Below are 23,102 nucleotides of genomic sequence, written 5' to 3'. Positions count from 1 at the left end.
CGAAGGTTTCAGTAATCACAGGGGATTCACAGACCTTCGGCCCGGGCCGCAGTCGGGCATTTTCAGAATGAATTAGATACTTTTAATAGTGCCCTTGGGCATCAGACTGGCGACCGACTGGCGCTGCAGCTTGATCTGCACGTTATCCGCAACTTCAAGCACGATGAAGTTCTCATCGACCTCGGCAATCTTGCCGAGTACGCCACCCTGGGTTACCACCTCATCGCCCTTGGAGAGCTCCTGAACCAGTTTCTTGTGCTCTTTGGCCCGTTTGGACTGCGGCCGAATGAGCAGGAAGTAAAACACCACAAAGAGAATAATAAAAGGAAACAGCGCCTCCAGAATGCTGGGCTGGGCGCCGTCGGCTGCCTGAGCAAAGGCATCAGAGATGAAAAAGCTCATAAAGGTTTCCTTCTTTTAGGTTGGTTTTATTCGTCGCCGATCTAAAGAGCACTTCTAATAATCCAACACGGTTCTGCTCGCGGCCGTTTTGTTCGCTGGCAAGGTGCAGCGAGCGATGTGTGGTTGTTCCACATAAGCAAGCTGCAACGCGGTCCAGCGGACAAAACGGCCCCAGCCCGAAGGTTGGCCCCAAAATCGCCGATCCCGGCGGATTTGTGCGCTGCTTGAAAAGGGAACCACCCTTGCCTGCACAGCGCGCCTTGGCCTCGGCGATTTTGGGGCCAACAGAATCCGCGTTGGATTATCAGAAGTGCCCTACCGCCATTATGACATACCGACACGCGTCATTGCCCGTCTAGGCAACACCTTCCGCCAGCCGGGAATAGAACTCGCTCACAAAGGCCTTCAGCCGACCGGCAGCTATCGCCTCCCGAAGCCTCTTCATCAGCGCCTGATAATGAAACAGGTTGTGAATCGTATTCAGGCGCGCCCCCAGGATCTCGTTGGTCCGGTGGAGATGGCGCAGATAGGCGCGGCTGTAATTCTGGCAGGTATAGCATCCGCACTCCAAGTCCAGCGGGCGCGTATCCTTCTCATAGCGTGCGTTTCTGATGCGAATCACGCCCCGGCGGGTGAACAGGTGACCGTTGCGGGCGTTTCGGGTCGGCATTACGCAGTCGAACATGTCGATGCCGCGAAGCACCGCCTCCACAATGTCCTCGGGCCGGCCCACCCCCATCAGATAGCGGGGTCGATCCTCCGGCATCCCCGGCCCGGTGTGGTCCAGGATCGCCAGCATCTCCTCCTTGGGCTCGCCCACCGAAAGCCCCCCGATGGCGTAGCCGTCGAAGCCGATTTCGGTCAATCCTGCAAGTGACTCATCACGCAGGTGCGGGTACATGCCACCCTGGACGATGCCGAACAGGGCATTGGGATTCTCCCCGTGCGCCTCCTTGCTGCGCCTGGCCCAGCGCAGGGAGAGCTCCATGGAGGCGCGCGACTGGCGCTCGTCGGCCGGATAGGGGGTGCACTCATCAAAGATCATGACGATGTCCGAGCCCAGCTCGCGCTGCACCGCCATCGACTCCTCCGGGCCCAGGAACACCCGCGAACCGTCGACCGGCGACTGGAAGCGAACGCCCTCCTCGGTGATCTTCCTCATCTTTCCGAGTGAAAAGACCTGGAAGCCCCCCGAATCGGTCAGAATCGGGCCCTCCCAGTGCATGAAATCATGCAGATCGCCATGGGCGGCGATGACCTCGGTGCCCGGCCGGAGCATCAGATGAAAGGTGTTGCCGAGAATGATTTCGGCACCGATCCCCTGCAGCTCCTCAGGCGTCATCGCCTTCACGGTGCCATAGGTGCCCACCGGCATGAAGGCCGGGGTCTCCACCGTACCGCGCTCGAAGTACATCCGCCCGCGCCGGGCCGGACCATCTGTCTTTAGTAAGTCGAATTTCATACATTAACCACAGAGGGCACAGAGAAAACTTGTTGCTGTATGACAACTAGTCCTCTACGCCCGCACAGCGGGATACGATCTACATTCGGTACCATACTGAATTCCCTCTGTGACCTCTGTGCACTCTGTGGTTCAATCCCTTTGGGGCAGGATGAACATGGCATCGCCGTAGCTGAAGAAGCGGTAGCGCTCTTCCACCGCATGCCGGTAGGCGGCCAGCACCTGGTCACGGCCGGCGAAGGCCGATACCAGCATCAGCAGGGTCGATTCGGGCAGATGGAAATTGGTCAGCAGGGCATCCACCACCCGAAAACGGTATCCCGGGTAGATGAAGATATCCGTCTCCCCCGTAAAGGGTGCCAGCCCATCGCGGGCGGCCGATTCCAGGCTGCGCACCACCGTGGTTCCCACGGCAACCACCCGGCCGCCGCGCTCCCGGGTACGGGCAACCGCCCGGCACACACTTTCAGGCACCTCCAGGTACTCGGAGTGCATGTGGTGTTCGTGGATATTGTCCACGCGCACCGGCTGAAAGGTGCCGGCGCCCACGTGCAGCGTCACATGAGCGAATTCGATACCTTTACTACGCAGGCGCTCCAGCAGGGGTTCGTCAAAATGCAGCCCCGCGGTCGGCGCCGCAACCGCACCCTTCTTCCGGGCAAACACGGTCTGATAGCGCTCGGCATCGGCCTCCCCCGCCTCCCGCTCGATGTAGGGTGGCAGCGGCATGCGGCCGTAGGTCTCCAGAACCGCCAGGGCCGATTCCGGAAAGCTCAGCTCGAACAGCGCCCCGTCACGCCCGGTGACCGTCACATCCACGGCCTCCTCCAGCCGCAGCATCGAGCCCGGCCTGGGCGACTTGCTGGAGCGCACGTGGGCAAATACCCGGCGATCGTCAACGACCCGCTCCACCAGTACCTCGACCCGACCGCCGGAGGCCTTGCGGCCAAACAGCCGCGCCGGGATCACCCGCGTATCATTGAATACCAGCAGGTCCCCGGGAGAGAGGAGCGCCTCGATATCCGGGAAGTACCGATCCTCCAGACGCCCGTCCCGACCATCGAGCAGCAGCAACCGGCTGCCGGTCCGCTGCTCGGCGGGACGCTGGGCGATCAGCTCCCCGGGAAGGTCGAAATGAAAGTCAGTACGCTGCATGGGCGGAGGATATTACCAGATTCAATGACCACTCGCCCTTGTTTGCGCCGCGCTAATCCCTATAATGTGGCGGTTCATGCCGGGGTGGCGAAATTGGTAGACGCGCCAGACTCAAAATCTGGTTGGGGCAACCCAGTGTCGGTTCGAGTCCGACCCTCGGCACACTCTTTTCAGTACGTTCCTCTCCGCCCTACCCTCGACTATGCTCCTCCGCCTGATGGGACACTGGTGGGCCACTTATGGACCACAACAAAAAAGGTCGAGGCGTTGTTGCCCGCCGGGTTACAGTCGGTCACGGCGGCGTTTCGCGCCAGGTTTTCACTGAAACAGATCCACCGACTGTCTTGTGAAAGACGGCGGGCGAGGCGTGGCCTGAAGTGACCCGGTGCCTCGTTTTTTCTACAATCCCGAGTTCTTTTTCGCGCGAGAAACAGCGCAGGATACCCGCACGCCTATTAATACCCGGGAGTTTCTTTCCATGCTGGACGAACTCAAGCAACGCTTTTCCCACCCCGATGTCCGCTTCCACCAAAAAGATCAGCTGCTCATGATCGAGCTGAACAACCGATACGGCTCGACCACCCTGACCAACCACGGCGGTACCCTGCTCAGCTATATACCCGCCGGTGGCGACGAGGTGATCTGGGTCAGCGAAACGGCCCTGTATGACGGCAGCAAGCCGGTGCGCGGCGGTGTGCCCGTCTGTTGGCCGTGGTTCGGCCCGTACGACCCGCAGGCACTGGGCGCAGACCCAAGCGATGCGGCGAAGAAGGGCCACGGCGTGGCGCGCTATGAATTCTGGCAGGTCGCTTCGGCACGCAGTGTCGGCGATGCAACCGAGGTGGTGCTGCAACTGGAGCCCAACGATTCGATTCGCCAGGCCTGGCCGTTGCCGTTCGAGCTGAAGCTCATCGTCACGCTGGGCGAGAAGCTGACCATGGAACTGGTCGGGAAGAACTGCAGCGAGCGCGACTGGATGGTCTCCGAGGCGTTTCATACCTATTTCCGGGTCGGACAGGCGGAGAACCTGGTCATCGAAGGCCTGGAGAACGCCACCTATGTCGACAAGGACCGTGATGGTCAGCGCTTTACTCAGGAAGACCCATTGCACCTGGAGCTGCCGATGGAGCGCATCTATCTAGACCAGCAGGGCACGGTCGTGCTCGACGACAGTGCCAACCAGCGCAAGATCGTGATGGAGAAGGTCAACAGCGCCAGCACGGTGGTGTGGAATCCGGGCCCGGAAGGGGCCAGGGGTTTTGCCGACATGCCCGACGACCAGTACGCGCACATGGTCTGTGTCGAGGCGGCCAATGCCCTGGATAACGCCTATGCGCTCAAGGCCGGCGAGTCACACTCGATGAAGATGGTGATCGCCTCGAAATAGGCGCTTACGCGGCGGCGCATCCATCGAGTGGATGCGCCGCCGATTCGGAACTGCTTGCCTCCCGATCGTGCGACCGAGACGGTAGCCGATGGCGCAAGGCCAAGATACCAAGGAGCTGGCCGGCTAGAGCAAAGCAATGGCGGGGGTTCGCATATTCCCCGCTACCGTGGAATATGCCCGGCCTGCAAGATTTTCTGCTAGGCCGATTCTACTTTTGATCCCAAGATTGCCGTGTCGCCGAGGTTCCTCCTTAAGAACTTGCCTCTGCTGTCATTACGATGAGCCTCGGCGACGAAGTAATCTCTACTCCCAATCTCGAGATTGCCGCGTCGCTGGGGCTCCTCCTGATGAACTTGCCTTTCCCTGCTGTCATTACGAGGACGCCTACATGGATGTAGGTGGGAGAGCGACGCAGGATGCCAAAGCCGAGCCCCGGCGAGGAAGTAATCTCCTGCTCCCAAAACCCCCGGATTGCCGCGTCGCTGGGGCTCCTCGCAATGACGGCTAAGAGTTCGTCATTGATTCGGGGCCGCGCAGCGGCGGGTACGGTTCGCAATGACGACTAAGAGTTCCTCATTGATTCGGGGCGAATCCGAAGCACGGCCGACCAACCCACCAGGGCGGACAACGCGTGTCGCTACACTACAAAGGTGCAGGCGATGATTGGAGACGGAAGCTCCCCCTTCACAGCAAAGAGAGGCAGAGATGCGTAGATTCTCTGTAAGTGTTCTGATTGGTCTGTTCGTGGCAGCCACCCCTGTATCGGTGTTAGCTCAACAGTCACAAAATCCCGGCATGGGAGGTCCGGGCATGGGCGGTCCCGGAGGGATGGGAATGGGCGGCGGCAATCCCGACCAGGGTTCCGGCATGAACCAGCAGGGCATGATGGGCCAGTATGGCTACCGCGGCATCGACCGTGATGGGGACGGTTTGGTCAGCCAGGAAGAGGTGCGCGAGCACCAGCGCCTTTTGGAGCGGATGCAGGCCGACTGGGAGCAGGCGGACCGCAACGGTGATGGCCAAGTGGACGTCGGTGAGTTCGCCGCGTTCGAGCAGACGTACCGGAACCGGCAGGAAGAGTGAGCTGGCGTCTTGCCACCAAAGCCTCTAGGACTTCAGTAGCCGTTACGGGGCGGAAAACACAGCCCGCTCCCTGAGGCAGTAAGCCAGTGCCCTGGGGCCGTGTTCCGCTCTGCGGGCAAATAGGAGGAAACCGGAGATGAACGTCAAAGTCATTGCGACCAACCTGTGCAGTCACCGCCCCAATCTCGAACACGAACTGCAGGACCTGGAGATTGACTATGAACTCGTCATCGCGGAGGAGCACCCGGAGGTCATTGAGAAGTACGGCATCCGCCACTCCCCCAACCTGGTCGTCGACGACGAAGTGATTTTCCGCGGCCAACCTAGCGAACATGAACTGCGAGAATTCTTTGCCGGCCGCCAACACTGATGGCTACCGCCCAACCGCAACACGCTCCTGAGCACCACCACGGCAAGCCGACATAGTCGACTTTGAATTCGTCGTCGTCCGATTGTGCGTTCCGGTCCCGGAAAATACGCATAGTGCCGAGTGAACACCCCGTCTATCTTCCGACGCAAGTGATGTTTTTACGAGCACGAGAGACCGCCTGGCCCGACAAGGAAAGGAGAGGTTAAAAGATGCTTCGGGATAACTTCGGTGTGAAGAAGATCGCGGCCATTATCTTGATAATGGGACTCATATCGCCTCTTTCTGCAATCGCGAACGAGCAGGCCGCCATCGGCGAAGTGGATTTCGAAACCGCCTGCGATGAGTCCGTCCAGCCTGATTTCAACCATGCCTTGGGATTAATGCATCACATGATGTACCAGGAGGCCCGGGAGCGGTTCGAAGCAATCATCGAGGCAGACCCGGCCTGTGCGATGGCGTACTGGGGCGCAGCTACCACTCTGTTTCAGCCGCTTTGGGCCACCCGCCCGACGGATGAAGAGGTTCAAAGCGGTTGGCGCCTGATCGAGCAGGCCCGGACCAGGGCCGATTCGCGCCGTGAAGCGCTCTTGATCGAAGCCAGTGGCGCATTTTTCCGTGAACCGGGTACGGCGGAATTCCCCACCCGGCTTCGCCGCTGGGTCGAGGCAATGAAAGATCCATACGAGGCCTACCCTGATGATCCGGATATCGCCTCCCTGTATGCCCTCTCCCGGCTTACGCTCGCACAGCGGGTCGATGACAGTGATCCGCTTTTCGACGAAGCGGAGACCATCCTTCGGCAGATTCATGAACAGCACCCCAGACATCCCGGCGCGATTCACTACACCATCCATGTCACCGACGCGGATGGTCGTGCGGAGAATGCGCTCGATATCGTCGAAGCCTATCGTAAAATCGCCCCGGAGGTTCCCCATGCGATGCACATGCCTTCGCATATCTATGTCCGCCTTGGAGAGTGGCCGAAGGTGATCGAATGGAACCGGGAATCGGCGGATGCGGCGCTCGACCGGCCGGTGAACGGCGCCGTCTCCCTCCATTACATCCATGCTGCTGATTACCTCGTCTATGCGCACCTGCAGCGCGGCAATTGGGACCGGGCTGAGGCCGTTGTTGAAGAGGCACTGGCCAAGGGGCCCTACCAGCGGAACTTCATCACCGCCTTCCACGCCGCCTCCATGCCGGCCCGGCTCGCCGTGGAGCGGCGTAACTGGGAGAAAGCGGTAAACCTGAAGCCGCGTTCGCTCGACTATCTGCCCTGGGATGAATCGCCCTGGGCGGAAGGCCAGACCTGGTACGCACGGGGACTCGGTGCCGTCCACACCGGAGATTTGGAGCTCGCGCGGGAGGCCGAGGCGCGTCTTCGAGACCTCCGTGAAAATGCCAGGGCCGCTGGCGATGATGACATTGCAACCTATATAGAAATCGACCGACTGGTGCTGGACGGCCGGATAGCGCACGCGCAGGGCGACGGTCAGGAGGCCTTGACGCTTACCCGTTCGGCCGCCGAACTGGAAACGACCGTCGAAAAGCATCCGGTGAGCCCCGGCGCCTTGCTGCCGCCTTATGAGGCACTGGGCGACCTTTTTATGGAACTCGACCGTCCCGCCGAGGCACTCGAAGCGTACCGCGAGGCTGAAGACGTTTGGCCCGGGCGATATCACACCCGGATGGGCGCCGCGCGGGCCGCCGAGGCGGTCGATGCGCAAGCCGCGCGCGAGAACGGCACAAGGCAGCTAGCGACTGCGAGGCAAACGCACTGAACGGAAGGGGCTTTGCATGGCCACCGATGTAGATGTAATCGGAATACATGGGGTCGTAGTAAAATTTCTCGCCTGCAAAGCCCACCTCTGATTCGCGAGTTGTTCACCAACCGGTTTGGGGTAACTGACCGCTCTTGGCCCCTTCCTCATCCTGCTCGGTCAAGATCGAAGCGATCCAGGTTCATCACCTTCGTCCAGGCCGCGACGAAGTCGTTGACGAACTTTTCCCTGGAATCGTTCTGTGCGTAGACCTCGCAAAGAGCGCGCAGCTGGGAGTTCGCCCCGAACACAAGGTCGACCCGGCTGGCGGTCCACCTGGTCTGGCCGCTCGCGCGATCGTGGCCCTCGAACAGATGTTCGTTGTCCGGCGCAGCCTTCCACGCCGTACACATGTCGAGCAGGTTGACGAAAAAATCGTTGGAGAGCTGTCCGGGGCGGTCGGTGAACACGCCATGTGCGGCACCGGCATAGTTGGCATCCAGTACCCGCAGGCCGCCGACCAGCACCGTCATTTCCGGGGCGGAAAGCGCCAGCAGTTGGGCACGGTCCACAAGAATCTGTTCGACCGGCACGGTCATGTCCGCATGCACATAGTTACGAAAGCCATCCGCGCGCGGCTCGAGCGGCATGAACGAGTCCACATCCGTCTGCTCCTGGGAGGCATCCATACGGCCCGGGGTAAACGGCACGCTCACATCAAAGCCGGCGTCCCCGGCCGCCTTCTCGACGGCTGCGGAACCGGCAAGCACGATCAGGTCGGCAAGCGAGACCTTTTTGCCGCCGGTCTGCTGGTCGTTGAAGTCGGCCCGGACCTGCTCGAGCGCCTTCAGCACCTTTTCCAGCCTCTCCGCTTCATTCACCTCCCAGTCCTTCTGGGGTGCGAGCCGGATGCGCGCCCCGTTGGCGCCGCCGCGCTTGTCGCTATTCCGATAGGTCGCCGCCGATGACCAGGCGACGTAGACGAGATCCGCCACCGGCAGTCCGGTGGCGAGAACGCTCTTCTTGAGCTCGGCGACGTCGGACACGTCGACCAGTTCGTGATCGACGGGAGGAATCGGGTCCTGCCAGATCAGATCCTCGTCGGGTACCTCCGGGCCGATATAGCGCGACTTGGGACCCATGTCGCGATGGGTCAGCTTGAACCAGGCGCGGGCGAACGCATCGGCAAACTCGTCCGGATTCTGATGGAAGCGGCGCGCGATCTTTTCGTATGCCGGGTCGACCTTGAGCGCAAGGTCGGTCGTCAACATGATGGTCGAGACTTTCTTCGATGGATCATCGGCGGCCGGGGCCTGGCCGCTCTCGGGTGCTTCTTTGGGGGTCCACTGCCAAGCGCCGGCAGGACTCTTGACCAGCTCGTACTCATAGTCGAAGAGCATATCGAAGAAGCTCATGTCCCATTTGATCGGCGTGGGGGTCCACGGGCCTTCCAGGCCGCTGGTGATGGCGTGTCCACCCACGCCGCTGCCGTGACGGCTGGTCCAGCCGAAGCCCTGGGCGGCAACGTCCTCGCCTTCCGGTGGCGAGCCAATCAGCGCCGGATCGCCGGCACCGTGGCACTTGCCGAAGGTGTGGCCGCCGGCGATCAGGGCGACGGTCTCGTAGTCGGTCATCGCCATACGGGCGAAGGTTTCACGAACATCGATCGCGGCCGCGGCCGGATCCGGTATGCCATTGGGCCCCTCGGGATTGACGTAGATCAGGCCCATCTGCACGGCAGCGAGGGGGGTCTCCAGGGCACGGCCCTCGCTGTAGCGCCGATCGCCGAGCCACTCCTCTTCGGTGCCCCAATAGATGTCCTTCTGCGGTTCCCAGATGTCGTATCGGCCGCCGCCGAACCCAAAAGTCTTGAAGCCCATCGACTCCAAGGCACAATTGCCCGCAAGGATCATCAGATCGGCCCAGGAGATCTGTTTGCCATACTTCTGCTTGACCGGCCAGAGCAGGCGGCGCGCCTTGTCGAGGTTGGCGTTGTCCGGCCAGCTGTTGAGCGGCGCGAACCGCTGCGCACCCGAGGAACCGCCACCGCGTCCGTCGGCGATACGGTAGGTACCGGCACTATGCCAAGCCATGCGGATGATGAACGGCCCGTAATGGCCGTAGTCGGCCGGCCACCAAGGCTGGGAGTCATTCATTACCTTGTAGAGGTCTTCCTTTACCGACTTCAGGTCGAGCTTGCGGAACGCTTCGGCGTAGTCGAAATCGGTCCCAAGCGGATTGGATGCCGGGCTGTGCTGGTGAAGGATGTCCAAGTCAACCTGGTTCGGCCACCAGTCGCGATTGGTCAGGCTACGGCGGGTCTGCATAACAGGGCATTGAGCTTCGCTAGCCACGTTTCGGGCCTCCTTCATTCTTAATACGGGTCGACGAAAAGCTCCGACGACAGCAACCACGCCTTAATGGTAGAAAATCGGGGCAGGTCTCACATGTTGTTGATCATCAGAGACTCCCGCCCCTTTTCCTGGGAAAGCGGTGTATCCACTGGGAAGGTTCCAGACCGATGCTTTAGCTAATGTCCACACAGAGCGGCCTCCCGGTGGAAGCCGACCCTGAGCAGCCCGTCGAAGCTGCCTGTACCGATGATCGCTCCAATGACGTAAGCGAACATCCATTTTTGCCCACGTACAGCCACGAAGCCTTGCTTCCGCTGCTCGCCCTAGCTTGTGGAATTATCTTTGGAAACGGAAAATTAGGAGGACAGTATTCCTGGTAAACGCCGGCGAACTCGAGTCACATGAACTGCTGTGTACTCCTGTACCGGTGCACACCTCACCACAACTGCGTCGTAGTTTTCACCTCTCGGTCAACAAACTGTTCAGGTGGTCTCCGTGAAGCTTTTCTCGTTTTGAACGAGGCGATGACAACTGAATATTCCCTCTTCAGCTATCACCACCGTCAGTGGATTACTTATAGATTGTAGTCGTTGGCGAGAGTCAGAAGATTCTGCTGAGTAACAAGGGTTGCGTTCAAGACCAGTTCGATATTGCCGTTCTGGATGACCTGGGTCAGCAGGATCCGATCGGCCATTGTTCCAATGTTGTCGGCCATTACGAGAATTCGATCTGCCATTTCCCCGATGCGATCGGCCATGGCGCCGATGTCTGCCGAGAGCTGCAGCATCGAGCCCAGTGAGGCGTCAACCGCTGGTTGTGTAAACCCATTAGGTTGTTCACGGAAAGTCCCAACCGGCTGACCGGAGGCTTGTAATCCAGACTGGCATGGGGGCGGTGCCAGTTGTATTTATGTAGCCAAACCGGAAGCTGCCCGGCTCTCTGCATTGAGTTCTTGTACGAGCGCGCACAGGCCCACTCGTGCAGAGCGGTTTGAATAAACCGTTCGGCCTTGCCATTGGTCCGGGGGCTGTACGGCTTGGTCAGCCGATGCTTCAGCCCCAGTCGCCGGCACAGGCGCTCGAAGCGCTCTGAGACGAGGCGCACTACCTCGATCTAGGGTGACCGCTTGATACTGCACCACGTCATCAACAACCTCCTGCGCAATACAGTCACGGCGGCCAGATCCGGTACGCCTGCAGCGCATATTGCCCGTCGGTTTGTTTCCGCTCACGCTCAAATGTAGCGAACCTCCCGGGCCATTCCGGCTTCGAGGTGATAGAGGTTGTGGCAGTGGAAGAGCCACCGGCCCGGATTATCGGCGATGAAGTCGAATTCGATTCGACCCATGTGCGGGGGAACGATAACGGTGTCTTTCACTGCCGCCCCGACCTGGAAGAAGTGACCATGCAGGTGCATCGGATGGAGCATGAAGCTGCGATTGAAAAGGCGGAATCTGATCCGCTCCCCGGCACCTATCTGCAGCGGTTCAGCGTCGGGCCAGATTTCACCGTTGATGGTCCACTCGCTCGCCGACCGTCCCGACAGTACCAGGTCGAAAACACGGTCCGGGCTGCCCGGCGGCAGGGGCGACAGCGCGCGCAGGTCGGCCAGTCGCAGCACGCGCCCCGCGACGGGCGGGAAGCCCTCCGGCGTGTTACCACGCACCCCCGCATAGCGCAGCAGCGCCACTGCCGGGGGGCTGTTCCCCTCAACGGTGGCCGCCACAATCGGCCAAAGGCCCGGCCGCCCGCCCTCGATGAGCACGTCATAGCGCTCACCCATGCTGATAAACAATGCATCGACAGTCACCGGCTCCACGGGGCGGCCGTCGGCGTGCGTGACCGTAAGCCGATGCCCTCCGACGGCAACCCTGAATGTGGTTGCAGAGGCGGGATTGAACAGCCGCAACCGCAGTCGTTCGCCGCGGCGAATAGCGAACTCGGCGGGGGCGGAAGGCAGGCGGCCGTTAATGAGCAAACCGGCATAGGGAGGGACCAGGAACCCACCCATCATCATTCCCGGTCCCATCATCCCGGGTCCCATGCCCCGCCCCATCATCCCGGGTCCCATCATGCCCCCGCGACCATTTCCCTGCTGACGCTCCGCCAGGAGCTCTAAAGGGAGCGGTGCCTCGGGCAGATAGTCGTCGAGGATCAGATTGGACTCCCGATCGTAAGTGACATGTGGAGTGGTCTCCTCTACCACCAAGGGACCGTGCAGTCCGCGATCCAATTGCAGGTGGACGTGAGAGTGATAGAGATAGCTGCCGGCCGGTGCGGCCCGAAAGGCGTACTCGAAACGCGCGCCCGGTGCGACAGGCTCTTGTGTTAACCCCGGCACGCCATCCATGGGGTTCGGAACCGGAATACCGTGCCAGTGGATGGTGGTTCCGGAAGGCAGAAGGTTCTCGACCGTGGCACGAAGCCGCTCTCCCTCCTTGAGACGGATCTCGGGCCCGGGAAAAGCGTCGTTGTAAATCCAGGTTCGCGAGACCTGCCCGGGGGCCGGCTCGATTTCACCTTCTCGGGCCACCAGTTGCACTTGCCGGAAGGATTTCGTTTCCTGCGCCTGGCTCGGTTCAGCCCCTGGCAGCCGCTGAAGCCCCAGTCCGAGTGCCCCTGCGACTCCAGCCTGCAACAGCCTACGCCGGCTGAACCCGGCTTTGGGATGATCCACCATTTCGCTACGACTCACAGCCCAGTGTTCAGTTACGCACGCCCTACAAAGGATTTGACCGGACGTGCAGCCACCCTCTTTTGCAAAATGTAGCCCCATGTTGAGACCCGAGGCACGGGGAACAAGCCAATACATTCGAAGTCCAGGGAGATTCTCCCTTGGAGGATCTTTCGTCATCGGAGCTGCGGCGCGGCAGGCACAGATCGTCCAGGAGAAAAACCGTTTCCAGACCTGAACACTTCAACGCCGCGGGACGCCGGACTGCACGCGGAAGATGACGGCGGCGGCGCCGAACAGGCAGGCACCGATCACCGCCAGCGCCAGGGTTTCAGGCCAAAGCACGGTCATGTCGGCGCCCTTGAGAAAGATACCGAGGGTGATGGTCATGTAGTGACGCAAGGGGCTGGCCAGCGACAGCACCTGCAAGGGTTCGGGCATGCTTTCCACCGGAACCAGCGTCCCCGACAGAAACATCAGCGGCACCAGTCCGAAAAAAGAGAGCAGCAACGCCTGCTGCAGGGTCTTGCAGATGGTCGCTACCAGCACGCCGATCCCGATGGCGCTGACGAGAAACAGCGCGCTCAGGGCCATGAACAGGAACAGACTGCCACGGAGCGGCACGTCGAACCCGCGGACGATGAGCAAGCTGGGAAAGATCGACAGCAGCCCCATAAGGAGGGTAGGCAGGGTCTTGGCGACGAACAGCTCACTGGTGCGGATTGGCGTCACCCGGAGCTGTTCGATGGTGCCCACCTCCTTCTCCCGCACGATCGAGGCGGCCGGGTGGATCACCCCCACCATCAGCGCGGCCAGCGCGATCATGGAGAGCACCACGAACGGCGTGAAGCTCTGGCGCGGGTTGTACCAGATGCGAAGAACCGGGGTCACCTGCATGGGCGGCGCTGCCCCCTGGGTTACCCGATTCTGAAAGGCATGGATAATGCGCTCGGCATAGCCCCTGGCGGTAGCCGCCACGTTGGAGTTGGAGCCGTCCAGTAAAATCTGAACGTTGCTCGCCGTATTGCGCCGGATGTCGGCACCGAAACCCTTGGGGACGATCAACACGATGTGGGCGCGCCCCGATTCGAGCCAGTCGCCGACGGTCGCCATGCTCCGCGGCCGCCCGACGGGACGAAACGCCTCCGTGGAGGTGAACTGCTGAATGAGCGTACGGCTCACCACCGTGCGATCGAGGTCGAGCACCGCGAGAGGCAGGTCTTTGACGTCAAAGGAGAGCGCGAAGGCGCAGATGATCACCTCGGCCGTGTAGAGCCAGAGGATGAGCAGCAGGATCACCCGGTCGCGAAAGAACTGGATCAACTCCTTGAGCAGCAGGCTCGCAAAACGCATCAGGCCACCTTCTTTTTCAGGCGCCATGCCGCCAGGGCGAAGACCGCCAGCGTGTAGGCCGCCAGCAGTGCCGTGTTGAACCACAACACGCCGATGCCCGCGCCCTTGAGGCTCACGCCCCGGGAGAGCACCACGAAGTACCGGGCCGGGAACAGCGCAGTGTAGAGTTCAAACACATAGGGCATGGTGAAGATGGGAAAAAGGAATCCCGAGAAGAGAAACGACGGCATCAGCGTGAAAATGAGCGCCAGCAGCACAGCGGAGAGTTGGGTGCGGGTCACCGTGGAGATCAGCAGGCCGATGCCGACGGTACAGAAGACGTAGATCAGTGCCGTGGCCAGCAGGAAGCTCGCCGCCCCCTCCAGCGGCACCCGGAACCAGAAGTAGCCGGCCAGCATCACCAGGCCGATCTGGAGGAAGGCGATCAGGCCGTACGGGATCAGCTTGCCGATGATGAACTCGGCCGAGGTCAGGGGCGAGGCATAGATCTGCTGGACCGTTCCCCGCTCCTTCTCGCGCACAATGGCCAGCGTGGTCAGCAGCGGCGGGAACGCCATCAGGATTACCGCATAAAGCCCGGGAACAATGGTGTTCACGCTGCGCAGCGATGGGTTGTACCAGACCCGCATCTCGGCACGGACGGTACGGGGCGACGGCGTCGCGCCGAAGGCGGCGAGGATGCTTTGGGCGTAATTGGCCACCACCAGCGCCGTGGCCGAATAGGTGCCGTCTACCAGCACCTGTACTTCGGCGGGTGCCTGCCGCGTCAGTCGGCGCCGGAAGTCCGGGGGGATCACCAGGGCCAGTCGCACCTCGCCGCTTTGCAGGGCCCGGTTCAGGTCGCGGTCGCCGGCGAAGCGGCGCTCCAGCCGGAAGTAGCCGCTGGCGGTGAAGCTCTCGACCAGCGAACGGCTGGCGGCGGAACGGTCGCGATCCAGAACGCCCATGTCGACATTCTTTACGTCGAGCGAAATCGCGTAACCAAACAGAAACAGCAGCACCATGGGCAGCAGCAGGGCCACCAGCAACGCCACCGGGTCGCGGAGGATTTCATGCCGCTCTTTGGTGATCACCGCCCCGATCCGATGGCCCTTCATGCCGCGCCCTTCCCGACCCGTTGGATATAGGCGACAAACAGCGCCTCCACCGGGGCGTCGGCGGGCATCGCGAGCGCGGCCCGCAGATCCGGGATGCTACCGTAGGCCACCAGCGCCCCTTGATGCATCAGGGCCAGCTTGTGGCAGTAGTTCGCCTCCTCCAGGTAGTGGGTCGATACCAGCACCGCCATGCCGCTTCGCGCCAGCGCCAGGATGAGCGACCAGAAGCGCTGCCGGGCAAGGGGGTCGACGCCGGAGGTGGGCTCGTCCAGGAACAGCAGCGGCGGCCGGTGGAGGATGGCGCAGGCCAGGGCCAGCCGCTGCCGCTGCGCCCCGGAAAGCGACGCCGTCAGGGCCCCCTCCCGGCCGGTCAGCCCGGTCTGCCCCGCCGCCCAGGCCACCGCCTCGCGCCGGGCCCGGCCAAACAACCCGTAGGCGCTGGCAAAGAAGGCGAGGTTCTCCGCAGTGGTGAGTTCCGGGTAGAGCGAAAACCGCTGGGAGACGTATCCGATACGCTGGCGAAGTGCATACGGCGCCTCGGTCACGTCCAGGCCCGCCACCCGGGCTTGCCCCGCGCTGACGGGCTGCAGCGCGCACAACACCCGCATGAGCGTGGTCTTGCCTGCGCCATTGGGCCCGAGCAGCCCCACCACCTCACCGGGTTCGACACGAAGCGACACGCCGTCGACCGCCGTAAAGGCCCCAAAGCGGACGGTGACGCCGACCGTTTCCACCGCCGGCCGGGAAATGCCCGAGGGCGCCGGCAGGTCGAACGGCGGCCGGGGTGCCGGCGCCTCGCCCCGCCCCGCCACGAAGACATCCTCCAGCGTCGGCACGGCGGGCGTCACCTTCCCCATCGCTTCCAGGCTCGCCACCGTCTCCGCGCCCAGTGACCGGCCCGGATGGGTCAGGATGCGAATCGCCGAGGCGGTCGGATGGGTCCGTTGCACCTCCGGCGCCGACGCCAGGAGCGCCAGCGCGTCGCCCGGTCGCCCGGTCGCCAGCTTGAACACCCGCCCCTGTAGCTCGCCAAGGAGCGACCCCGGTGTCCCGGATTGCCTCGCCCGACCCTCCTGAAGCAGGGCGATGCGATCGCACTGCAGGGCCTCGTCCATGTAGGCGGTGGTCAGCACCACAGTGGTCCCGCTCTCCCTAAACCGGTACAACAGTTTCCACAGCTCCCGGCGCGAGATGGGATCGACCCCCAGGCTCAGCTCATCAAGCAGCAGCAGCGGCGGTTCATGGATGAGGGAAGTGCAGAGCGAGAGCTTCTTGGCCATGCCGCCGGAGAGCTGCCCGGCCCGCCGGCCGGTGAAGGGCTCCAGGTCCGCCATGGCCAGCAGCGCCCCGCGGCGGTCGCGATAGGCGGCCGGGGAGACGTCCCGGATGCGGGCGGCAAAGGTCAGGTTCTCCTCCACCGTGAGCCGGTCGTAGAGAGTAAAGCCCTGGGAGAGATAGCCCACTTCGGCATTGATGGCGGCCGCCTCCCGCACGCTGTCACGCCCGAGCACCGTGCAGCGGCCGGCGCTGGGATCCAGAATGGCGGCGAAGAGCTGCATCAGGGTGGTCTTGCCGGCCCCATCGGGACCCACGATCCCCAACACCTCGCCCCGGGCGATGGTCAGGTCGATATTCTCGATGGCGCTCTGGCGGCCAAACCGCCGGCCCAGTCCCTCCGCGTGAATGGCTGCAGCGGAGGCCACCCCGATCACTCCGGCACCGTCAGGCGCTCGGGCCAGGCCGCGTCCTGTTGCCAGCGAATCCAGGCGTCCGCTGGCATGCCGGGCTTGAGCAGGCCCTCGGGATTCTCCAGGGCCAGCGTCACGCCGAAGACCATGCGCACCCGCTCTTCCGGTACGTGGATATCCCGGGGCGTGAACTGGGCCTGCTGGTCGATGCGCACCACCCGTGCCGGGAAGTAGCGCCGGGGAAAGGCGTCCACCCGCACCCGGGCCGGTTCCCCCAGCTTCACCTTGGCGATATCCCCCTCGGGGATGAATACCCGCAGTTCGGGCCGGGCGAGGTCCCCGAGCACCGCCACCAGCCGGCCCGGGGCGGCCAGTTCGCCCGCCTCAGTGGCGCGGGTGAGCACGCTGCCGCTGATCGGGGCGTGGATTTCGGTCTTCTGCAGTTGGAGTTCCAGCCCCTCCACCCGCCGGCGAGCCGCCTCCAGCCGGGCCTCGCTTTCGCGGATTTGCGCCTCCAGCGACCGCACCTGGCCTCGGGCCTCCTCGAACCGGTTCTGCACCTGATCCAGCTGTTCCGGGGTCACGATTCCCTGGCCCCGCAGCTCGCGATACCGCGCGACCTCCGACTCCGCCGTCCCCAGATGGTGCCGGGCCGTGGCCAACTGCTGCCGGAGAGCCTCCATGGCCGCGCGGGTCGCCTCCACCTGAGCACGCGCCTCCCCCAGGTTGGCTCGAATGTCGGCGCTTCGAATCCGTACCAGCAGATCACCCTTCTCGACACGTTGCCCTTCCACCAGGCCGCTCTCCTCGATGCGCCCCGTGACTTCGGCACTCACCTCCACTTCGGTGACTTCGATATAGCCGTTGCCGTAGAGAATCCCGGGCGGAAGCGGCTCCGGCCGCAACAGAATGAACAGCAGGTACGACCCCGCCCCGAGGGCCACCAAGGCAAGCAGCGTCCACAGCCATATCCGTTGCCGAAACATCGCGTAAGAGCCCCTCCTGAGCACGCGCCTCTCGTAGGCGAGCGCGGCTCTTTCAGACTAGCAATGCCGAACGCATTCGGTACGCAAGGGCGTCCCCCTGGACCCGATTCAGGATGAGAGATCCTTCTTTTTCCGGCGAAACTCGTCCTCACCAATTTCGCCGCGCGCGTAGCGCTCTTCCAGAATTCTGAGAGCCGACTTATCTCCGGATCCTCCCGCGACACCCCCCGACAGCCAACGGACGACGGCGAGGATAGCGACGATAATGAGCACCCAAAACAGGATCATGAATATCCAGCCGAATCCCCACCCACCGTATCCATTCATGTGATCCCAACCCCACATACGAACACCCTCCTTTATCTATTCAGCGATGGTCGCTTCCGGTCGTCGTCGGCAGACCAACAGCTTTACGAAATCGCCCGCAAGATCGACCTCCTCTTCGATTACATCACCGTTCATGGCAGGGGCTATGCCCAATAGTGCAGACGGGGGCGTTCGAGTCACTCGAACTCCTCCCCCACCTTAAGCCGGAAGCGGGGCTTGGGCGCCGGCTTCACCAGCAGTATCGGGCAGCGGACCTGCCCCATAAGCCGCTTGAGGACCTGGGCATGCCCGATCATGAACCGGCCATGCCAGCCGAGCACCAGCAGGCCCACGCCCTTCTCTTCCACCAACCGAATCAATTCGTCGCCGACATCACCCTGGGTGAGGTGAAAGGCTTCGATGCGGGCCCGCTCTTCGACGGAACACATGGGACAGGCGCTGGCCACAAGCTGGTTGAGCATCTGGGCGAACTCGTGGTGCACCTGGTCGACGTAACGTCCCGGCATCGCGCTCTCCCCGGATCCGGCCGGGCCTGCGACATGGGCAATGGCCACGTTGAGATCGAGCCGGTGGGCGAGTTGCAGGGCCGTGGTCAGGGATTCGTCGGTGGTCGCCTCACCACTCAGGGGCACCAGCGTCGAGCGCCAGGGAAACGCCGGTTCGTAATTGGGTGGGAGGACCAGGACCGGGACCGCTGCTCGCTCGATGACCTCACGGGTGACATGCCCGACCGCCTGGGAGCCATCCGACGGGCCGCCCTCGCCGAAGGCGGTCATGATCACCAGGCCGATCCGATAACGTTCGACTGCAGAAAGGATCGCGTCGGCTGCCGGTTCCTCGATCTGGTGAATCTCCAACTGCAGCCGCTGGTGCTCGTCCACGCCGAGCTGGACCAGCGCCTCATCGACCGGGCAGCGCGGACCGGCGTTGATGATGTGCAATCTGGCGCCGAGACGCGCGCCGAGCCAGATGGCAACGCTGAGGCCTTCGAGCGCCCTGCGCGAACCATCGAGGGGGATCAGGATGTCGGTGATCGGCTTCATGGCCGCTCCTCCCCGGGTTCGATATCCAGGGCAAAGGCACGCCCCCGGTCCAGCAGTGTTACGTGTAACGTACCCCACTCGTTAAGCAGGCGCCGCGGCGCCTCCGCGGAGACCACCGGGCCCTGCTCGGAAAACCGCACATCCAGAAAGCCGAACACCAGCGCCTGCCAGGTGGCCGCCATGGAGGCAGCATGGACACCGAGTGCGCTGTTGCCCATGGTGTTCGAGAGATCCAGCCAGAGGCTTTCGCGCCAGTAGCGCTGCGCATCGTCCAGACGGCCGAGGCGCGCGGCTAACGCCGCGTGGACCGGTGGCGACAGGCTGCTGCCGTGATCGGTCCTCGGCTCGTAGTAGTCGTAGTTGGCGGCCGACACCTCGCGGGAACAGGCCTCGGGAAACAGAAATGGCAGCATCAGCACATCGGCCTGTTTAATGATCTGGCTGGCATTGGTCGCCTCTGCCTCGAACAGGCGCTGCAAGGGCGGCCGGAACCGTTCAGCGGCCGACAGGTGGTGGTCCCGCAGGTCGAAGAAGCCCTCAAACTGTTCGATGACGCCCTCTGCATTCGGGCCGGGCACATACAGATCCCGGATCAGTGTCTGCCAGGCCTCAAGCTCTTCGTTTGGCAACGCGAGTGAGGCCTGCAGCGACGCCCATTGTTCAGGGTGGTGTTCGGCCAGCCACTGTTTGACCCACAGCGCCTTCTCCAGATTGAAGCGCGCCATCCAGTTCGTGTAGGCGTTATCGTTGACGGTGTGGTGATACTCGTCGGGCCCGGTGACCCCGCGAATGTGGTAGCGGCCGCCGTCGGCCACGCAGCGGCTCGCCCAGAAGCGCGCCGTCTCCAACAGGATCTCGGCGCCGGCAATTTGCAGGAATTCCGCATCGCCGGTGGCCTGCCAGTAGCGCCAGATGCCGTAGGCGATATCGGCGCTGACGTGCACCTGTTCATAACCGGTATAGATCGGCACCTCCTTCCCGCTGCTCTTGAGCACGATTCGCCGGGGGGTTGCGTCCGCCCCGGTCACCGTCGACTCCCAGGCATAACAGGCCCCGCGGTAGCCCAGCTCACGTGCATGCTGGCGGGCGCCATTGAGCGTGTGGTAACGGTACAGCAGCAGTGACCGGGCGACGTCGGGCGCGGTGCGCAGATAGTAGGGCAGTATGAAGACCTCGACGTCCCAGAAGACGTGGCCCTCGTAAGCGCGCCCGGAAAGGGTGCGCGCGCCCACCGAGACCCACGGGTCGTGGTCCGCTGCGATGCGCAGGTGATAGGCGTTGAAGCGCAGCGCCTGGGTGGTCGCCGGGCTGGATTCGCAGCGGATGTCGGCCGTCTCCCAGAATTCGGCAAAACGTGCTTCGTGGTCCCGGCGCTCATGGTCGAACGACTCCCACCGCTTGTCCTGAACGTGCGCCACGGCGGCCGCGATCGGGTCGTCGCTGTGGCGGCTGTCGAACACGCCGACGTAGCGTTGCAGCCGCAGGGGCGCCCCCGGGCTCGCCTCGCGCTGCCAGTAGCTTCGATCCTCGACATCGTCTTCGAGACGGCTGCGCGAGGCGAGCGCGACGGTATAGCCGGAGGCGCGCGTCGTATAGGCCCGTACGTCGACTCCCGCCCTCGCCGGAAGCTCACGCCGCTGCAGATGCGGATGGTTGACCTTGAGGGGGGTCTCCCGCACCGTGGCTTCGATGCGAACCAGGCCCGCATGGTTGGCGCAGGTCACCGTCACCTCCTGCATCAGCAGGTGGGGATCGGCCAGGGAGGCGAGGCGCCGCGTCTCGACCCGGGTTTGCCGGCCGCGTTCGTCCGCATACTCGGTAACGCCGATCAGGACGCCGTTGGCCAGATCCAGCGTGCGCCGGTGCTCGCGCCAGGGGCCCTTTTCGAGGTCGAGTGGCTGCCCATCGACACTGACCGTCAGGGCCAGCGGGAACGGCAGCGACACGATCTCGCTGTAGGCGTAATCGCCGCGCTCCTGGGTCATGAACTCCAGTTCCGAATAGGGCAGGCTCGGCTGCTTGCGGTCGTAGATGCCGGCGACGAACAGATCCGCCTGGGAACCGGGGAGCGGTGTCGCCAGAGCGCCGCGCAGGCCCAGGTAGCCGTTGCCTACGGTAAACAGGCTCTCCATCCCGTGCTCCCGTGCCGGGTCGAAACCTTCCTGCTCGACGCGCCACGCCGCGGCCGTCCGCGAGGCCAATGTCTTTGCAGCCTGGGCCGCCGCACGTTCACGGAAGCGGGCCTGGAGTTCCTCGGCGTTCAGTTCGGCCAGATCCGCTACGACTACATCGGCCCCGTGTTCCGCCAGCGCCTGGCGGTTGCCGCCCCGGTCCACACCCACCACCAGCCCGAAATGCCCGCGCCGCCCCGCTTCAACGCCGGCCACCGCATCCTCGACCACGACGCCCTGCTCCGCGTCACTGCCCGTCAGGACTGCTGCCTTGATGAAGATATCGGGGTCTGGTTTTCCCCGCAGCCCGAGGTCGGCGGCGTCATTGCCGTCGATAATAGCGTCGAAAAGGTCGAGCACTCCGACCGTTGCCAACACCTCCCGGCCATGCTGGCTGGAAGTCACCAAGGCGGTACGAGTACCGGTCGCCCGCAGTTCACGGATCAGTGAAACCGTGGAGCCGTAGACCGAGGCACCTTCGTGATGAAGGCGCTGTTCGAAGAATCGATCCTTACGGTTGCCAAGCCCGTGGATCGTCTCCCGCTCGGGGCCGTCCGTCGAATCGCCTTCGGGCAGCTCCAGGCTGCGGGCAGCGAGAAACGATCGAACCCCTTCATAGCGGGGCTTGCCGTCGACATAGGCGAGGTAATCCCGCTCCAGCTGGAAGCGTGGAAAGCCGGAGAGGCCCCGATGCTGACGCTCGCTCAGGTAGTCGTCGAACAGCTGCTTCCAGGCCGCCGCATGCAGGTCGGCGGTGCGCGTGACCACGCCGTCCATGTCGAAGACGGCGACCTGAAGATCTGCGCGTTGAGCGGCGTTCGCTGCGGTTCCGTTGCCAGTCACTCTTTTCCCCGTTTTCCTCTGCCCCACTGCCTATTCATTCAGCATAGGCACCTGCATTGGCAGGGGGCGCCGAGACAAACTAGCTGGCTGGCTTGCCGCTTCCGCTTCCCGGTGCTAGATGATTGGAGACGGAAGCTCACCCTTTGCAGCAAAGAGAGGCAGACATGCGTAGATTTTCTGTAAGTATTCTGATTGGCCTTTTCGTGGCAGCCACCCCTGTATCGGTGTTGGCTCAACAGTCACAAGAACCAGGCATGGGAGGCCCAGGCATGGGCGGCCCCGGAGGGATGGGGATGGGCGGCGGCATGGGCGATCCCGGCCAGGGTTCCGGCATGAACCAGCAGGGCATGATGGGCCAGTATGGCTACCGCGGCATCGACCGTGATGGGGACGGTTTGGTCAGCCAGGAAGAGTTGCGCGAGCACCAGCGCCTTTTGGAGCGGATGCAGGCCGACTGGGAGCAGGCGGACCGCAACGGTGATGGCCAAGTGGACGTCGGCGAGTTCGCCGCGTTCGAGCAGACGTACCGGAACCGTCAGGAAGAGTGAGCTGTCGTCTTGCCACCAAAGGGCCCGAAGGGCGGGCTCTAGGGAAGGAGTTCCGTAACGCGGCATCGGCTCCTTGGCGGAGCTCCCTCCGGGCCGTTCCCACAGCCCATAGCTCGCGCAGTGATGGTTTCTCGCTCCCTCTCCCCCAAGTACTTCAGTAGCCGTTGAGGGGCGAAAATGATCCCCTCACTCCAGCCCTCTCCCTGAGGGACCAGGGGGGTCCAGTGGCCCTGCTAAACGCCTGGCCGATGAACTACCTTGGGGATATCGGGATCAGTGCCCTGGGGCCGTGTTTTCCGCTCCGCGGGCAATAGGAGGAAACCGGAGATGAACGTCAAAGTCATTGCGACCAACCTGTGCAGTCACCGCCCCAATCTCGAACACGAACTGCAGGACCTGG

The 23,102-nt window shown here is 63.0% G+C and carries 19 protein-coding genes, 1 tRNA gene and 1 pseudogene; 6 read left to right on the top strand and 15 right to left on the bottom strand.

Annotated elements, in window-relative coordinates:
- Positions 1-72: 72 nt before the first annotated feature.
- The 3 genes from yajC to queA form a co-directional block, all read right to left on the bottom strand.
- Positions 73-402 (bottom strand): preprotein translocase subunit YajC, encoded by a 330-nt coding sequence (gene yajC, locus BLP65_RS05565; RefSeq protein ID WP_092993714.1) that lies wholly within the window; start codon positions 400-402, stop codon positions 73-75.
- 355 nt (positions 403-757) lie between these two features.
- Entirely contained in the window at positions 758-1,864 is a 1,107-nt protein-coding gene (gene tgt, locus BLP65_RS05560; RefSeq protein ID WP_092993711.1) for a tRNA guanosine(34) transglycosylase Tgt, read from the bottom strand.
- A gap of 132 nt (positions 1,865-1,996) precedes the next feature.
- Positions 1,997-3,019, bottom strand: a complete 1,023-nt coding sequence (gene queA / locus BLP65_RS05555; RefSeq protein WP_092993708.1) for a tRNA preQ1(34) S-adenosylmethionine ribosyltransferase-isomerase QueA — start codon at positions 3,017-3,019, stop codon at positions 1,997-1,999.
- Between the two features lie 78 nt (positions 3,020-3,097).
- Here queA and BLP65_RS05550 point away from each other — a divergent pair.
- The 5 genes from BLP65_RS05550 to BLP65_RS05525 all read left to right on the top strand — a co-directional run bounded on the left by BLP65_RS05550 (position 3,098) and on the right by BLP65_RS05525 (position 7,640).
- Positions 3,098-3,181, top strand: a tRNA-Leu gene (locus tag BLP65_RS05550).
- 316 nt (positions 3,182-3,497) lie between these two features.
- Entirely contained in the window at positions 3,498-4,406 is a 909-nt protein-coding gene (locus BLP65_RS05545; RefSeq protein ID WP_092993706.1) for a D-hexose-6-phosphate mutarotase, read from the top strand.
- Between the two features lie 705 nt (positions 4,407-5,111).
- Positions 5,112-5,489: an EF-hand domain-containing protein gene (locus BLP65_RS05535; protein WP_139181429.1), complete on the top strand. Its 378-nt coding sequence runs from the start codon at positions 5,112-5,114 to the stop codon at positions 5,487-5,489.
- A gap of 136 nt (positions 5,490-5,625) precedes the next feature.
- On the top strand, positions 5,626-5,859 hold the full coding sequence (locus tag BLP65_RS05530) for a thioredoxin family protein (protein WP_092993698.1): 234 nt from the start codon (positions 5,626-5,628) through the stop codon (positions 5,857-5,859).
- A gap of 209 nt (positions 5,860-6,068) precedes the next feature.
- Positions 6,069-7,640: a tetratricopeptide repeat protein gene (locus BLP65_RS05525; RefSeq protein ID WP_092993695.1), complete on the top strand. Its 1,572-nt coding sequence runs from the start codon at positions 6,069-6,071 to the stop codon at positions 7,638-7,640.
- A 146-nt stretch (positions 7,641-7,786) separates the two neighbouring features.
- Here the strand turns inward: BLP65_RS05525 and katG are convergent, their stop codons facing one another.
- The 12 genes and pseudogenes from katG to BLP65_RS05470 all read right to left on the bottom strand — a co-directional run bounded on the left by katG (position 7,787) and on the right by BLP65_RS05470 (position 22,154).
- Positions 7,787-9,991 (bottom strand): catalase/peroxidase HPI, encoded by a 2,205-nt coding sequence (katG, locus tag BLP65_RS05520; RefSeq protein ID WP_092993692.1) that lies wholly within the window; start codon positions 9,989-9,991, stop codon positions 7,787-7,789.
- A gap of 556 nt (positions 9,992-10,547) precedes the next feature.
- Positions 10,548-10,688, bottom strand: coding sequence for a hypothetical protein (locus BLP65_RS16870; protein WP_175452457.1), 141 nt, complete (start codon positions 10,686-10,688; stop codon positions 10,548-10,550).
- A 98-nt stretch (positions 10,689-10,786) separates the two neighbouring features.
- A pseudogene (locus BLP65_RS05510) lies at positions 10,787-11,065 on the bottom strand (integrase core domain-containing protein); the annotation flags it as partial.
- A gap of 141 nt (positions 11,066-11,206) precedes the next feature.
- A complete protein-coding gene (locus BLP65_RS05505) occupies positions 11,207-12,667 on the bottom strand; it encodes a multicopper oxidase family protein (protein WP_217631910.1) in 1,461 nt (486 codons plus the stop codon).
- A 222-nt stretch (positions 12,668-12,889) separates the two neighbouring features.
- Positions 12,890-13,999 (bottom strand): ABC transporter permease, encoded by a 1,110-nt coding sequence (locus BLP65_RS05500; RefSeq protein WP_092993683.1) that lies wholly within the window; start codon positions 13,997-13,999, stop codon positions 12,890-12,892.
- Positions 13,999-15,096 carry an ABC transporter permease gene (locus BLP65_RS05495; RefSeq protein WP_092993680.1) on the bottom strand — a complete coding sequence of 366 codons (1,098 nt, stop codon included), beginning with the start codon at positions 15,094-15,096 and terminating at the stop codon, positions 13,999-14,001. The genes BLP65_RS05500 and BLP65_RS05495 overlap by 1 nt, the downstream gene beginning before the upstream one ends.
- On the bottom strand, positions 15,093-16,808 hold the full coding sequence (locus BLP65_RS05490) for an ATP-binding cassette domain-containing protein (protein WP_217631909.1): 1,716 nt from the start codon (positions 16,806-16,808) through the stop codon (positions 15,093-15,095). Before BLP65_RS05490 ends, BLP65_RS05495 begins: the two co-directional genes overlap by 4 nt.
- A complete protein-coding gene (locus BLP65_RS05485) occupies positions 16,805-17,770 on the bottom strand; it encodes an HlyD family secretion protein (protein WP_092993677.1) in 966 nt (321 codons plus the stop codon). Before BLP65_RS05485 ends, BLP65_RS05490 begins: the two co-directional genes overlap by 4 nt.
- A gap of 108 nt (positions 17,771-17,878) precedes the next feature.
- Positions 17,879-18,115: an SHOCT domain-containing protein gene (locus BLP65_RS05480; protein WP_092993674.1), complete on the bottom strand. Its 237-nt coding sequence runs from the start codon at positions 18,113-18,115 to the stop codon at positions 17,879-17,881.
- Positions 18,116-18,133: 18 nt separating this feature from the next.
- Positions 18,134-18,277 carry a hypothetical protein gene (locus BLP65_RS16865; RefSeq protein WP_175452456.1) on the bottom strand — a complete coding sequence of 48 codons (144 nt, stop codon included), beginning with the start codon at positions 18,275-18,277 and terminating at the stop codon, positions 18,134-18,136.
- Positions 18,274-19,140 carry a universal stress protein gene (locus BLP65_RS05475; RefSeq protein WP_092993671.1) on the bottom strand — a complete coding sequence of 289 codons (867 nt, stop codon included), beginning with the start codon at positions 19,138-19,140 and terminating at the stop codon, positions 18,274-18,276. Before BLP65_RS05475 ends, BLP65_RS16865 begins: the two co-directional genes overlap by 4 nt.
- On the bottom strand, positions 19,137-22,154 hold the full coding sequence (locus BLP65_RS05470) for an HAD-IA family hydrolase (RefSeq protein WP_139181428.1): 3,018 nt from the start codon (positions 22,152-22,154) through the stop codon (positions 19,137-19,139). Before BLP65_RS05470 ends, BLP65_RS05475 begins: the two co-directional genes overlap by 4 nt.
- Positions 22,155-22,318: 164 nt before the next feature.
- On the opposite strand from BLP65_RS05470, the gene BLP65_RS05465 reads away from it, so the two are divergent.
- On the top strand, positions 22,319-22,702 hold the full coding sequence (locus tag BLP65_RS05465) for an EF-hand domain-containing protein (RefSeq protein ID WP_139181427.1): 384 nt from the start codon (positions 22,319-22,321) through the stop codon (positions 22,700-22,702).
- Positions 22,703-23,102: the final 400 nt, after the last annotated feature.

Origin of the sequence: Thiohalomonas denitrificans, assembly GCF_900102855.1 — a bacterium.
GTDB classification, from domain to species: Bacteria; Pseudomonadota; Gammaproteobacteria; order Thiohalomonadales; family Thiohalomonadaceae; genus Thiohalomonas; species Thiohalomonas denitrificans.
This window is presented reverse-complemented; position numbering and strand designations above follow the sequence as displayed.

What these genes read in the sequence shown, in the direction of transcription:
- yajC (WP_092993714.1), bottom strand. Translation starts at nt 402, where the DNA reads ATGAGCTTTTTCATCTCTGATGCCTTTGCTCAGGCAGCCGACGGCGCC.
- tgt (WP_092993711.1), bottom strand. Translation starts at nt 1,864, where the DNA reads ATGAAATTCGACTTACTAAAGACAGATGGTCCGGCCCGGCGCGGGCGG.
- queA (WP_092993708.1), bottom strand. Translation starts at nt 3,019, where the DNA reads ATGCAGCGTACTGACTTTCATTTCGACCTTCCCGGGGAGCTGATCGCC.
- BLP65_RS05545 (WP_092993706.1), top strand. Translation starts at nt 3,498, where the DNA reads ATGCTGGACGAACTCAAGCAACGCTTTTCCCACCCCGATGTCCGCTTC.
- BLP65_RS05535 (WP_139181429.1), top strand. Translation starts at nt 5,112, where the DNA reads ATGCGTAGATTCTCTGTAAGTGTTCTGATTGGTCTGTTCGTGGCAGCC.
- BLP65_RS05530 (WP_092993698.1), top strand. Translation starts at nt 5,626, where the DNA reads ATGAACGTCAAAGTCATTGCGACCAACCTGTGCAGTCACCGCCCCAAT.
- BLP65_RS05525 (WP_092993695.1), top strand. Translation starts at nt 6,069, where the DNA reads ATGCTTCGGGATAACTTCGGTGTGAAGAAGATCGCGGCCATTATCTTG.
- katG (WP_092993692.1), bottom strand. Translation starts at nt 9,991, where the DNA reads ATGAAGGAGGCCCGAAACGTGGCTAGCGAAGCTCAATGCCCTGTTATG.
- BLP65_RS16870 (WP_175452457.1), bottom strand. Translation starts at nt 10,688, where the DNA reads ATGGCCGACAACATTGGAACAATGGCCGATCGGATCCTGCTGACCCAG.
- BLP65_RS05500 (WP_092993683.1), bottom strand. Translation starts at nt 13,999, where the DNA reads ATGCGTTTTGCGAGCCTGCTGCTCAAGGAGTTGATCCAGTTCTTTCGC.
- BLP65_RS05495 (WP_092993680.1), bottom strand. Translation starts at nt 15,096, where the DNA reads ATGAAGGGCCATCGGATCGGGGCGGTGATCACCAAAGAGCGGCATGAA.
- BLP65_RS05485 (WP_092993677.1), bottom strand. Translation starts at nt 17,770, where the DNA reads ATGTTTCGGCAACGGATATGGCTGTGGACGCTGCTTGCCTTGGTGGCC.
- BLP65_RS05480 (WP_092993674.1), bottom strand. Translation starts at nt 18,115, where the DNA reads ATGTGGGGTTGGGATCACATGAATGGATACGGTGGGTGGGGATTCGGC.
- BLP65_RS05475 (WP_092993671.1), bottom strand. Translation starts at nt 19,140, where the DNA reads ATGAAGCCGATCACCGACATCCTGATCCCCCTCGATGGTTCGCGCAGG.
- BLP65_RS05465 (WP_139181427.1), top strand. Translation starts at nt 22,319, where the DNA reads ATGCGTAGATTTTCTGTAAGTATTCTGATTGGCCTTTTCGTGGCAGCC.